The sequence below is a fragment of the Rhizobium metallidurans genome (assembly GCF_014196505.1).
In the GTDB taxonomy this organism is placed as follows: Bacteria; Pseudomonadota; Alphaproteobacteria; order Rhizobiales; family Rhizobiaceae; genus Rhizobium; species Rhizobium metallidurans.
On sequence record NZ_JACIDW010000029.1, the window covers coordinates 17,295 to 29,860 of the forward strand.

At 58.0% G+C, this 12,566-nt stretch carries 11 protein-coding genes and 1 pseudogene; 7 read left to right on the top strand and 5 right to left on the bottom strand.

Features of this window, described 5'->3' with window-relative positions; translation table 11 throughout:
* Nucleotide 1: 1 nt before the first annotated feature.
* From GGQ67_RS23220 to GGQ67_RS23240, 5 genes and pseudogenes are all read right to left on the bottom strand, one after another.
* Nucleotides 2-943 carry a DUF2493 domain-containing protein gene (locus GGQ67_RS23220; protein WP_183902479.1) on the bottom strand — a complete coding sequence of 314 codons (942 nt, stop codon included), beginning with the start codon at nt 941-943 and terminating at the stop codon, nt 2-4.
* Nucleotides 944-1,328: 385 nt separating this feature from the next.
* The gene (locus tag GGQ67_RS23225) at nt 1,329-2,363 is read right to left on the bottom strand and encodes a DUF7146 domain-containing protein (RefSeq protein WP_183902480.1); all 1,035 of its coding nucleotides are present in this window, start codon (nt 2,361-2,363) and stop codon (nt 1,329-1,331) included.
* Nucleotides 2,364-2,375: 12 nt separating this feature from the next.
* Nucleotides 2,376-4,310: pseudogene (locus tag GGQ67_RS23230) on the bottom strand (strawberry notch C-terminal domain-containing protein); the annotation flags it as partial.
* 425 nt (nt 4,311-4,735) lie between these two features.
* Entirely contained in the window at nt 4,736-5,230 is a 495-nt protein-coding gene (locus GGQ67_RS23235) for a phosphatase domain-containing protein (protein WP_183902481.1), read from the bottom strand.
* Nucleotides 5,231-5,292: 62 nt separating this feature from the next.
* Entirely contained in the window at nt 5,293-7,689 is a 2,397-nt protein-coding gene (locus GGQ67_RS23240) for a methyl-accepting chemotaxis protein (RefSeq protein ID WP_183902485.1), read from the bottom strand.
* A gap of 724 nt (nt 7,690-8,413) precedes the next feature.
* On the opposite strand from GGQ67_RS23240, the gene GGQ67_RS23245 reads away from it, so the two are divergent.
* From GGQ67_RS23245 to GGQ67_RS23270, 7 genes are all read left to right on the top strand, one after another.
* Nucleotides 8,414-8,767, top strand: coding sequence for an ArsR/SmtB family transcription factor (locus GGQ67_RS23245; protein WP_151678465.1), 354 nt, complete (start codon nt 8,414-8,416; stop codon nt 8,765-8,767).
* Nucleotides 8,764-9,291, top strand: coding sequence for an arsenate reductase ArsC (locus tag GGQ67_RS23250; protein ID WP_183902482.1), 528 nt, complete (start codon nt 8,764-8,766; stop codon nt 9,289-9,291). Before GGQ67_RS23245 ends, GGQ67_RS23250 begins: the two co-directional genes overlap by 4 nt.
* Nucleotides 9,292-9,431: 140 nt before the next feature.
* On the top strand, nt 9,432-9,866 hold the full coding sequence (gene arsC, locus GGQ67_RS23255; protein WP_183902483.1) for an arsenate reductase (glutaredoxin): 435 nt from the start codon (nt 9,432-9,434) through the stop codon (nt 9,864-9,866).
* 84 nt (nt 9,867-9,950) lie between these two features.
* Nucleotides 9,951-11,021 (top strand): ACR3 family arsenite efflux transporter, encoded by a 1,071-nt coding sequence (gene arsB, locus GGQ67_RS23260; protein WP_020810061.1) that lies wholly within the window; start codon nt 9,951-9,953, stop codon nt 11,019-11,021.
* Nucleotides 11,022-11,039: 18 nt separating this feature from the next.
* On the top strand, nt 11,040-11,393 hold the full coding sequence (locus GGQ67_RS25555) for an FAD-dependent oxidoreductase (protein WP_281393635.1): 354 nt from the start codon (nt 11,040-11,042) through the stop codon (nt 11,391-11,393).
* Complete coding sequence (locus tag GGQ67_RS23265) at nt 11,380-12,087, top strand: NAD(P)-binding domain-containing protein (protein WP_343056549.1); 708 nt, start codon at nt 11,380-11,382, stop codon at nt 12,085-12,087. The genes GGQ67_RS25555 and GGQ67_RS23265 overlap by 14 nt, the downstream gene beginning before the upstream one ends.
* A 197-nt stretch (nt 12,088-12,284) precedes the next feature.
* A complete protein-coding gene (locus GGQ67_RS23270; RefSeq protein WP_210279766.1) occupies nt 12,285-12,515 on the top strand; it encodes a hypothetical protein in 231 nt (76 codons plus the stop codon).
* The last annotated feature ends 51 nt before the right edge of the window (nt 12,516-12,566 follow it).

Below are 12,566 nucleotides of genomic sequence, written 5' to 3' on the forward strand. Positions count from 1 at the left end.
CTCACGCGCCGTCTCCTGAAGCCTGCCAGACCGGAATGCCGAGCCGACGTGCCTTGTCGGCGAGATTGTCTGTGATGCCGTTTCCGGGAAAGACGATCAATCCGGCGGGCATCACCGAGAGCATCTCGTCATTGCGGCGGAAGGGTGCTGCCTTGGCGTGCTTCGTCCAATTCGGCTTGAAGGTGATCTGCGTCACCTTGCGGGCTTCAGCCCAGCAGGCAGCAATCCGTTCGGCGCCCTTCGGCGAGCCGCCGTGCAGCAGCACCATGTCGGCATGCTTGGCATGCGCCTGATCGAGCTTAGCCCAGATCCGCTCATGATCATTGTAGTCCATGCCACCGGAGAAGGCGATCTTGGTGCCGGCGGGGATCAGCACCTCGGTCTCGGCGCGCCGCCGCGCGGAGAGGAAGTCCCGGCTATCGATCATCGCCGCCGTCATGTTGGCATGGTTCACTTTGGAACCAGTGCGGGGCCGCCAGGACGATCCGGTCTGCGCCTCAAACAGATCGGCGGAAACATCGCGCATAAACTCGAAGGCGTTGCGGCGTTCCAACAGCGTGATGCCCTCGGCAACGAGGCGTTCGAGCTCGACACTCTTGACCTCCGAGCCGTCCTGCTCGCGCTGGCCGGTACGCTGCGCCTGCTCGTTGCGATCGAGCTCGCGCTGGATGCGCTCGCCGGCACGATGGAACAGATTGGGGATCGACCAGAACAGGTCTTCGAGATCGGGCTCCAGGCGGGTGTCGCCGAGCATCTCGGCGAGGGCGTCGAAGATCGTTGTGATCGATGACTGGACCTGAGGTTCCCCCGGCAATGGCCGCGGATCGGGCTCATCCTGGAAGGGGCGATAGCCGAAGACCTGCATCTCGTAGATGAAGCGGTCGGTCGGGGAGGACGCGTGGTTGGGCTCGAAGCCGTCGTCGGCGGGAAGGATCAGGTCCATGGTGGTCTCCGTTCGGTGGGCCGCGCCTCTCGCGGCCTGACGGCGAACCCGGTCACGCGGGCCGAGGCCGGAACCGCAAGCGAAGCGCAGCGGCCCAGCGAAGCGCCGGGCGGCTGAGGGAGGGTTTCTTGATCCGCGAGGAATGACGGGCCATCGCATCGGCCCGAAAAGTGGGAACCGGTTTTCGGAGGAGCCGATGCGCGGAAATGGCCCGGCAGGGGAAGAAACCCGACCGACCCGCTGAAGGCCCGGAGGCCCGCGTGATAAGGGTCGCCTCTCGGCAGGCCCGCGGGCGCGCATTCACACGGGGAGCGAGCCGGCACCACGGACCGTCCTCTCACCCGCGCTGCAGCAATCCCGCCTGTGCTCCTTCCGACAAGCCTCATCAGGGCAGGAAGGCCACCGCATCTTCCGGAGTGAGTTGAGCCTTGAGGCTTGCGGTCAGCCGGCCGGGACCCAGCCGGCGCAGATCCTCGTTGAAGTCGCCGAGTTCCGGCGACAGCACCAGCGGCAGGATCCCGCATTCCTGCGCCCGTCGGCTCAATCCCTCGAGCCCATGCCGGCCTGCGGCATCCGCGTCGGCCGCGATATAGATACGCCGGCATCCGGGCGGGAAGTGAAAGCCCGCGAGATGATTGGCCGTCAGGGCGGCGACCATCGGCATGCCTGGCATCACGTGCGAGAGCGACAGCATGGTTTCGAGGCCCTCGCCCGCCGCCAGGACTGGTACAGGATCGGTGACGGGAAAGCGGAAACGTACGCCATTACCGAGCAGCCTGCCGAGTGCGCGGCGGGGATTGTCCACCTTGGCCTTGCCGACGCCATCGGGATCGAGCCAGCTGCGGTGCACGCCGGTGATGGCTCCGGCCGCATCGGTCACTGCCGCAATGAGAGCCGGAAAGCTGGTCGTCCGAGCGGTGACGAGATCGCGATAATAGCAGGACGGATGGAAACGGAGCGCACCATGGGTGGACGCCCGCAGAATGCCGCGTTCGCGCAGATAGATGTCGGCGAGCGTACCCGCCAACGGCTGCGTCATTCGAAACAGCCGTCGTGCCCGCTCTATCGCCGGCCGCTCGACCGGAAAGGCGTCACTTACGTCGCCCCTGAGGTCCGACACCGGTTCGGGCTGGGGCAGACTGAGAAAATGGCGCGCCTCCTCGGCAACGTCACGGAAGTCCACGAGACCGCAGGCCTCGCGGACGAGATCGAGCAGGTCACCAAACTGACCGGTCGCCGCATCCGTCCACCGCCCAGCACGCGGGCCGATCAGATGCACATAGAGCGACCGGCCCCTGCTGTTGGCGACGTCGCCGACGAGCCAGTAGTTGCCGGCGCGGTGGCCGGCGGAAAGATAGTGACGGCAGACCGCCTCTGCGTCTTGCGCGAGACGGTCCGCCAGATCCGACGCGGAAAGCATGGCAGACCTCCCTCACGACCGGCGCGCGACATCGATGAGGCGATGACGCTGCATCAGCTTCGACAGGATCCCCGCACCCTCATCTGTCGTCGGCACAAAAAAGCGCAGCTTCCAATTGATCATCTCGGAGAACAGACCGATCGACCGCAGCCAGTCTCGCATGCCGTCGGTAAAGCCGGTCAATTCGACGCGGTACTCGTTCATCACCCGCACGCGGCGGAGTGTCATGTCAGCGGCAAGGCCGATGATCGAGGATCCGTGCACCAGCGCCGTCCAGGCTTGGTCGCCGCTCAATACTTCCGTCTGATCGATCCCGAAGTTGCGGCAAAGGCCAGCGAGCCGATCCGGAGCAATGACGCGGCCAACGATCCGTTCGCCGTCATCGGTTTGCAGACGCCGTACCCGGCAAAAATCCTGCGGCAGCAATCTCCAGATCGGCAGCAACAACCCGCTGACGATGTGCATCGTCGAGGTCGAGAATTTCGGCACGGAAGCGACTTCGGTGTTCCAGGCGAGGACGAAAGCGTGTTCGTCCGCCTCCGCCCAATTCGTCTCTTCGAGCTGCCGGACTTCGAAGCGGAGCTCGTCCATCGGCCGGATCAGCGACACCCTTGGCTGGACCGAACCGTCGTCCAGCATGATGGAGCGGGTCGGGACCATCACCGCCGGCCGGCCTGACTTGCCGTTGATCATCAGCTTCGCGCGGGGATCGCGACCGACCAGAGCCTGCACATCATGGAGCAGCATCGGCGCATTGCGATCCCTCCGCTCGATGGTCAGCAGGTGCGACTGCGCGCCGGTGACCGGATGCGTGTAGATCAGCCGCCGAGCGGCGATTGTCATGCTGTCGGCGGTGATCGTCTCCAGGCCTTTGTCATAGATGCCGGCGGCGATCGCGCCCTCGATGCGGGCGGCCAGCAGCTGCTCGAAGGCCTCGAACAGCAGGTTCTGCATAGCGATGGTCAGCGCCAGCATGCGATTGAGGAAGGTCTGGATGGGCGGGAGTTCGTCCTTCAGTCCGCCCTCCTCCGAGGTGAGCGACAGGCCGGTGATACTTTCGAACTTCTCCAGCGAGCAACCTTCGATCCTGCCGGCATGCAGCAGGCCGTAGAATTGTCGCAGCGTGTCGCGGGCATATTGGGATTCGAGATTGTCTTCGCTGCGAAACATCCCCTGCCCGCCGGTCTGGCGCTGTCCCCGGGTGATGGCGCCAAGCGTGTCGAGACGCCGGGCGATGGTCGACAAGAACCGCCTCTCCGCCTTGACGTTGGTGGCAATCATCCGAAACCGGGGCGGCTGTTTCTGGTTGGTGCGATGGCTGCGCCCAAGACCCTGGATCGCCACGTCGGCGCGCCAACCCGCTTCCAGAAGGTTGTGAAGACGCAGGCGCTGGTTCTTGGCGGAAAGATCCGCGTGGTAGGATCTGCCGGTCCCGCCGGCGTCGCTGAAGACGAGAATGCCTTTTTCGTCGTCCATGAAGGCGCGGGCCTCGTCGAGATTGGCGCTGCCCGGCCGGTTCTGCACGGCATAGCGGGCGATGGAGCCGCTGTCCTCGCGGCGGACGATGCGGCGCGAGCGGCCGGTGATCTCGGCGACCTGGCTGGTGCCGAAATGCTGGACGATCTGGTCGAGGGCCGTCGGGATCGCCGGCAGGCTGCCCAAGGTTTCGACCAGCTCGTCGCGCCGACGTTCCGCCTCCCGGCAGATGACCGGGTTCCCGTTCGCGTCATGAACCGGCCGGGAACTAAGATTGCCGTCAGCATCTGAGAATTCCTCGAAGAGCTGAACCGGAAAGGAGTGCATCAGGTAGTCGATGACATATTCCCGCGGCGTCACGTCGACCTGAAGATCACCCCATTCCTCGGTCGGGATCTGCGCCAGCCGGCGCTCGGTCAAAGCCGCGCCCGTCGAGACGAGTTGGACGATCGCAGCGTGACCCTGTTGCAGAGGGCGTGTCGCAAACACTTCTGGAGGCAGCTATCACCCAGCCAAGGCCGGTATTTTCATGCTTTGTTAACCTTTTGCAGTGTCGTTTGGCACTTAATTGTAAGAATGCGCCAGTTCCGAGAAGCGATTGCACTTAATGTGAGATTCTAGGCTGGGATTTTCGGCTCTTGACGCCTTCCGAAACGGCAACAATCTGCTGTAAAATTTGACTTTTTCTGATGAAGCTTGGCCGTATTCAGTCATCGTTCCACGGCAGCCGATCTCAAATTAAGTGCCAAAATCGAAACCAGAATCTCAAACTAATTGGCAAATCTCAAATTAGGTGCCGCGCTATCTTGTTGAAATTATTGCGTGCGGAGTCTCGCGATTAAGTGCAAACCGACAAATGTGGGTTTCCAACCCTAATTATAGAATTCGTCAGCTAGTTACGTTGGGCTATGCGTTCGGCTAATCCATCGTTCCTGCGCTTCAGACTCGATGGTACCTGGCCTCACCTGACGTACCAAAGTTATGGCATCGCTGGGTTTGTATGAGAACGCAGTAAGCAGGTCAGCGGCAATCATTCCCGTGCGGCCCAGTCCACCCCAGCAATGAATTGCGACGAACTTTCCATTGGTGATCCGGTCGATAAGTACAGAGCGTACCGAATTCCAATCGCTCGCTGCGTCAGGAATACTATTGGGCACGATAGGAAGCCGTATCCATTCTATCTCACTGGACCGCAGCACTTCCGAAAAACCAGCAAGGTCCGGAAACTCCTGATCCTGCATCAGGCTGACAATGACATCTACGCCCAATTCCTCCAACTTGGTGACTTCGGCCAATATGCTGGCGCTTCTTCCGGGACATGGCATCATTCCTATAGTGCCGGCGCCTGGGACCTCGATGCGTGAAAGGGGTGTTATGGGGGCAGTCGTCATTTTCCACTTTCTGCTTCTTATTGAAAAAATGTAGGGCAGGCTTGGCCGGATCTGCCGCGCGCTCAAAATTCCTCCCACGCCTCATTCTTGAGTGCCGAGTTTGCCGACCCGGAGGAAGAAGCGCGAGTGACATTGGGCATCACGCGCCGTAGAGGCAAGCCGTACGTAACGGTCCCACTTTCAAGGCGGAGCGAACCCGCTGTCGATTTCGAAAACCGAAGGGTGCCCTCCAGATCGCTATGCGAGGCTCTTTCCAGCCTGAACCGTCCAATGAGAGTGACGAGATTGTCAGCCTCCGCCGAAAGCTTGTGGGTCGAAGCATTGGCCTCTTCCACCATAGCAGCGTTCTGTTGTGTGACGTGGTCCATCTGGTTTACGGCACTGCTGACTTCGGCCAGGCCGGTGGATTGTTCCCGCGCAGCGGTGGCTATGGCCTGAATGTGGTCGTTGATTTTCAAGACCTGAGCTTCAATTGTGCTGAGCGCGGAACCAGTTTCCTGGACCAGCTTGACCCCCATTGCGACCTCAGAGCCTGATTTTGAAATCAGCTGCTTGATGTCTTTTGCGGCGGACGCCGCTCGCTGCGCCAGTTCACGAACTTCCTGCGCAACAACCGCAAAGCCTTTACCAGCCTCTCCGGCTCTTGCTGCCTCGACGCCTGCGTTCAAAGCCAGAAGATTGGTTTGGAAAGCGATCTCATCGATTACGTTGGTGATCTGTCCAATCTCGACCGAAGCTTGCTCGATGCGCCCCATGGCGTCAACAGCACTTTTCACCACGGTTGACGATTGAGCCGCGCTCTTCTTGGCATCACTGACGAACTGTGTCGCCTCCTGGGCACGATCACTGGACTGGCGGACCGCCGAGGTGATCTCATCCAAAGCGGCGGATGTTTGCTCAAGTGCAGCCGCCTGTTGTTCGGTTCGCTTCGACAAATCGTCAGCGGCCGACCTCAGTTCAGATGAGTTGCCATTGATGGTATCGCTGGTCGTCCGAACTTCCTCCAAGGTTCGTTGCAATGTGGCAAGGGTCTCGTTCACATTCGTCTGAAGCTCCGCAAACGCTCCCTGGAATCGGCCCGTCATACTTTCTGTAAGATCGCCGGCCGCCAGGGATGCTATAACTCTTCTCGTCTCGTTGATTCCGCCGTCGACGCTCTCTACGAGTTCATTTACGCTCCCAGCGAATCTGTTCAGGTCAGGATCGTCATAGTCTTTATCGATTCTTCCTGTGAAATCGCCTGCCGCAGCGGCGGCGACAACAGTCGCGATGCTCGATTGCAGTTCAGCACTTTTACCGCGAAGAACAGCTTCTTGCGCATTCAGGTCTCGAACAGCCAGCCCATTTCTCTTGAACACTTCAACCGCACCGGCCATCGAGCCAATCTCATCCGCCCTATCGGCAAACGGAACTTCGACGTTAAGATCACCTGCCGCCAGGGCCGCCATTTTATTGGTGAGCGTTGTGATGCGGCCGGTCATTCCCAACACCATGTAAACGATGAATGCGCCTAGCAGCGAAAATGCAACAATCGCAATCGCCGCAACTGTCAGAAACATCCGATGCATTGGTCCAAGCAATTCCGACGCTTCCTGCTCAACGACGATCGTCCAGCCGGAATCGTAAAATGGCATGGAAACGCCAAGCATTTCTTTCCCCGTCGGCCCCGTATAAAAGCCCATTGCCTCGCGACATCCGGTGGTGCAGTTGCCGCTCGTGACATATTTTCCGCTGGACGAGCAAACAACTCCTGCCGTCATCATGGTCAGTTGCCATGGTTCCTGGCTGCCCGTTGCGGACAAAACCGCATTCGGGATGACTCTGGATTCCGTGATCATCACATTATCTTTGTTGACGATGTAATAGTCGAAGGTCTTGCCGATACCCGCAAGATAGAATGCGCCAGCCCCGCCTTCAAGGTTGCCAATCTCACCGTCGACAATGTTGCTCAACATCATTGCGTTGGCATGGACATAGACAGTTCCGCGGTCGGTTGTGGCTGCGAACGTCAAGACGGCGTTCCCGGAGCTATCACGCCAAACATCGGAATAGCCTGGCTTCACGTCGATGTTTTTGTCGAAGCTCTGGCCGATGCGTTTCTGGTCTGAGGAGGCGACGATCTTGTCGCCGACGACGTAGTCAATGTAATGGTAGACGGTGGTTGCCGCGATGTGCCGCGAGCCGCTCTTGATCTCATCTTTGAAAGGGTGATCTTCAATATTAAAGACATCGGATTTTACGATGCGCGCAAAGTGATCTGAAAGTTGGGTCGCGTTCAGGTCTTCGGCCAGCCCAGCCAATTGCTTGGCCTGCTTTTCGTTTTGGCCGAGAAACCGAATGACGCCCTGCTGTTTAGCGTCGACGAAATTCATCAGTCCACCGAGCGACGTACCAACTTCTTGCCAATAAAAATTGTAAGCGAAGTAGCCGCCGAGACCTGCGACTACCGGGATAAACATGAGGAACAGCGCAAAGAATCGCGTTCTCAAACTTTTCGAAAATGGAATGAGCGGCTGATTTGCGTAGTTCGACACGTGGATACCCCCTGGTTTCGGCAAGGGTATACTGGGATCGCATAGTTAATTTTTTCGATATTATCGTCATAAAAGAATCATATTAGAGCTTATAGGTGTTTATATATGTAGAAATAAGCAAATGCTGGCTCCTATTAAATCCGAATACTGCCATGTAGCGAAAATTTATATTATAAATAAAACATATTAATCAATCTGTACTGCACAAAATAGCGGCATTTATTTCAACAATGTTCGGAAATCCGAACATTGCAAGCTGTTCTCATTCGCACACGTATTGTGCTTTCCGTATGCGTGCGCCATGGGCTGATCAGCGAAGCGCACCAAGTGAGTTTTCTTTCCAGGCATCGCGCATCGGATAAACGCCTCACGCATCCGCGTCGTTCCTGGGAGCTTCTTAGGGCGGCGCTGCTGATCGCAGTCGTGACGGGAGCGTTAAATACGCTGAAGCAGCCGGCTCTAATAAGAGATGAGCGCGTCGTTGTATCTATTATCCATCCCACGGGCCGATTTATTTCAATCCTCAAACGGCTGTTTTCTGTCCTGGCCCCGCCTTGCATCTCGACGCCGCACCCATGGGGACAGCTGGCAGACGGTAAAATAAATCCGAGCCAATTGACTTTGTCCACATTTCCAGTAATCTGGATATATGGAACAGGAAAACGCAATTCTCGCCCTCGCGGCACTCGCCCAGCCAACCCGGCTCGAAACTTTTCGTCTTCTCGTCAAGCACGAGCCTGATGGGTTGCCGGCGGGCGATATCGCCCGTGCGCTTATCGTGCCACAAAATACGATGTCCGCACACCTTAACATTCTGTCACGTGCAGGACTGGTTTCGTCTCAGCGTCGGAGCAGGGTTATTACGTACCGTGCAGAGATGGAAAGACTGCGAGAATTGACGCTTTTTCTCCTCAAGGATTGTTGTGGCGGCAACGCGGAACTCTGCGCGCCGCTCATTGCTGAACTCACTCCATGCTGCATCCCGGAAAAGGTACTCTCATGACCGAAAAGACATTCAACGTGCTGTTTCTGTGCACGGGAAACTCGGCACGCTCGATACTGGCTGAATCCATTCTCAACAAGGAAGGCGCTGGCCGGTTTGTCGCCTATTCGGCTGGCAGTCAGCCAAAGGGCGAAGTCAATCCGCACGCTCTCAAGGAGTTGGCCGCTCTTGGTTATCCGTCGACCGGCTTCTCCTCGAAAAGTTGGGACGTATTCGCCGAGCCGGGTGCTCCGCAAATGGATTTCATCTTTACGGTCTGCGACAGCGCGGCGGGTGAAGCATGTCCGGTTTGGCTCGGCCATCCAATGACCGCTCACTGGGGTATCGAAGATCCCGCAGCCGCTACAGGCTCAGAGATGGAAGTGCAGCGCGCTTTCGCCCAGGCGGCCCGTTTCCTGAAAAACAGGATAGCGGCGTTTCTCAGCCTGCCGTTGGGATCGCTTGATCGCATGGCGCTCGAGACAAGGTTACGGCAGATTGGCGCCATAGAAGGGTCCACCAATCCTGAACGGACTTCAGCCTGATATCCGAGACGGTAAGGTGAGCGAACAGACAGCCAATGACTCGTGCTTCCCGGTCTTGACGGCACACTGTGCATAGAAGAGCGCGCTGGCACCGGTGCTGGCGACGCAGTTTAAATCATCTGACAAAGGGTCCAATCGTTATGGGCAACCAAGTTGACATCGTCATCTACCACAATCCCGAGTGCGGTACCTCGCGCAACACGCTGGCCATGATCCGCAACGCGGGTATCGAACCGCATGTGGTCGAGTATCTTAAAACGCCGCCCTCCCGACAGCTCTTGGAGCAATTGATCGACCGCATGGGGATTTCTCCACGCGAACTACTTCGCGAAAAGGGAACGCCGTACTCCGAGCTCGGGCTCGGCGACACGGCTTTGACGGATGAGCACCTTGTCGATGCTATGATGGAGCATCCCATTCTCATCAACCGTCCGATCGTCGTCACTCCGTTGGGCGTTAAACTCTGCCGTCCATCGGAAGCTGTGCTCGATATTCTGCCGTCCGAACAGAGGGCGGCCTTCACCAAGGAAGATGGTGAGGTCGTCGTCGACCAAGCCGGCCGCCGCGTCATCTAATCTGAAACTTTCAATCCGAACTCGTGTCACCGCAGTCTTTCTGTGAAAACTGCGGACGATGTTTCTTTGCCAGGGAGAACGCCAATGCGTCCCAAGGAACCAACACTTCGCCTTTCTTTCCTCGATCGCTACCTGACGGTCTGGATTTTTGCAGCCATGGCACTCGGCGTGCTTCTCGGCACAGTTTTCACCGGTCTGCCAGCCGCACTCGACAGCCTGTCCGTCGGAACGACCAACATTCCGATTGCCATCGGCCTCATCCTGATGATGTATCCACCTCTGGCAAAGGTGCGCTTCGACGAGTTGCCGCAGGTCTTTGCCGACAAGCGTGTCCTCGGTATTTCCCTGCTACAGAACTGGATCATCGGTCCGGTCCTGATGTTTGCGCTGGCGGTGATTTTTCTACGGGATTATCCCGAATACATGACAGGCCTGATCCTGATCGGTCTTGCGCGCTGCATCGCCATGGTGCTGGTCTGGAACCAGCTTGCCAAGGGTGACAACCAGTATGTTGCGGGCCTCGTCGCCTTCAATTCGATTTTCCAGATTCTGTTTTTCAGCGTTTACGCCTGGTTCTTTCTCACTTTCCTGCCGCCTCTGTTTGGCCTTGAAAGTAGCGTTATCGACGTGTCGTTCTGGACGATCGCCGAGGCCGTGCTGATTTATCTCGGAATCCCGTTCCTCGCGGGGTATCTGTCCCGCCGCATTTTGACCGCAAGCAAAGGTCGCGATTGGTACGAGAACGTTTTCCTGCCCAAAATCAGCCCGATCACGCTGGCGGCACTCCTGTTTACCATTGTGGCGATGTTCAGCCTCAAGGGCGGCGATGTGGTCAAACTGCCTGGTGACGTGGTCATGATCGCGATCCCGCTGACGATTTACTTTATCGTGATGTTTCTGGTCAGTTTCTGGATGGCGAAGTCGGTCGGTACCAACTACCCGCGCACGACTGCCGTTGCCTTCACAGCTGCAGGCAACAATTTCGAGCTCGCGATTGCCGTCGCCATCGCAGCATTCGGTCTGGCCTCTCCGGTCGCCTTTGCTGCGGTGATCGGTCCTCTCGTTGAGGTTCCGGTTCTGATCCTACTCGTGCAAATGGCGCTTTGGATGGGTCGAAAGTACTTTGTCAGGTCGGCAGGCAGCCCCGCGGAATAAAAACGGGGAGGAACCGCAATGTCTTCCGAAACTTTTGATGTCGTTGTGATTGGCGCCGGGCAAGCAGGCCTGGCGTCAGCCTACTACCTGCGTCGCGCCGGCCTCAGTTTCGTAATGCTCGATGCAGAGGATGGGCCGGGTGGCGCATGGAGACATGGATGGAATTCGCTCCATCTGTTTTCACCGGCATCGTTCAGTTCGCTGCCCGGTTGGATGATGCCATCGAGAACCAAGGCTAGCTATCCGGCGAAGAGTGAGGTGATCGATTATCTGACGCGCTACGAGGAGCGATATAGGTTTCCCATGGAGCGCTCTGTAGTGGTGACGTCGGTCACCAAGCGTTGCTGGAGCTTTGGAAGTGATCGCAGATAAAGGACGATGGCGAGCACGTGCGGTTTTGAGCACGACGGGTACATGGCGGCACCCTTTTATACCGGCGTATCCCGGCGCCACCGATTTTAAAGGCCAGCAGATCCATTCTGCTAACTATGTTTCTGCTGACGAATTTGCGGGCCAGCGCGTTGCCATTGTCGGTGGTGGAAATTCCGGTGCCCAGATCCTGGCAGAGGTGTCGACGGTCGCTGAAACCGTCTGGGTGACGCCTCAGCCCCCAATCTTTTTGGCAGACGACGTCGATGGGCACGTGCTGTTTCAACGCGCGACCGCTCGTGCTCTTGGAAAGGACGATGGGTCTCCAGCTGGCGGCCTTGGCGACATCGTCATGGTGCCACCTGTCAAAGACGCAAGAGACCGTGGTGCACTCGGGTCTGTGCGGCCGTTCTCGCGTTTTCATGCGCAAGGTGTCATATGGCAGGACGGAACAAGCAGCGATCTTGATGCTGTCATCTGGTGCACCGGGTTTCGTCCAGCGCTGGATCACCTGCGTGATTTAGATGTCGTTACGCCAGATGGTCAGGTCGAGGTCAAGGATGGACAATCGCTGAAACAGCCTCGCCTTTGGCTTGCCGGTTACGGAAACTGGACCGGAGCGGCATCTGCGACGCTGCTCGGCGCGGGAAGGACGGCGCGGGATATAATCCCTCGGCTGGTTGAGTCGTTGAGATGATGTTCTGGGCATGCACGGTTGTTTCGGTTGGCCCGACTGGAGCCTACCACCGTGATAGCTTTTTCACGAGCATTGTCATGGCTCGTATGTCAGCCGGGTGCTCTGGGAAGAGATCCAGCCACGCGGGTCCTTAGTTGATGACGTACGTGAAGACACGCGGTACAGCGATTATGTAGCGATTATGGTGGAGGTACGCGATGCATTTGCTCATCATTGGCGGCAGCGATGCCGGTATAAGCGCCGCGTTACGTGCCCAAGAGCTTGAGCCCGATACGCAAATCACGCTCTTGCTGGCGGACGACTATCCTAACTTCAGCATCTGCGGTTTACCTTACTATCTCAGTGGCGAAACGCCAGATTGGCGCAAACTTGCTCATCGGACAGTGAGAGCGGCGGTGGAAAAGTCGGCCACGGTAGCGGCGGAATAATCCAGCCGCGGGCGGAGTAAAATCCGGCCACCTATTTCCTTTCTGCAATGA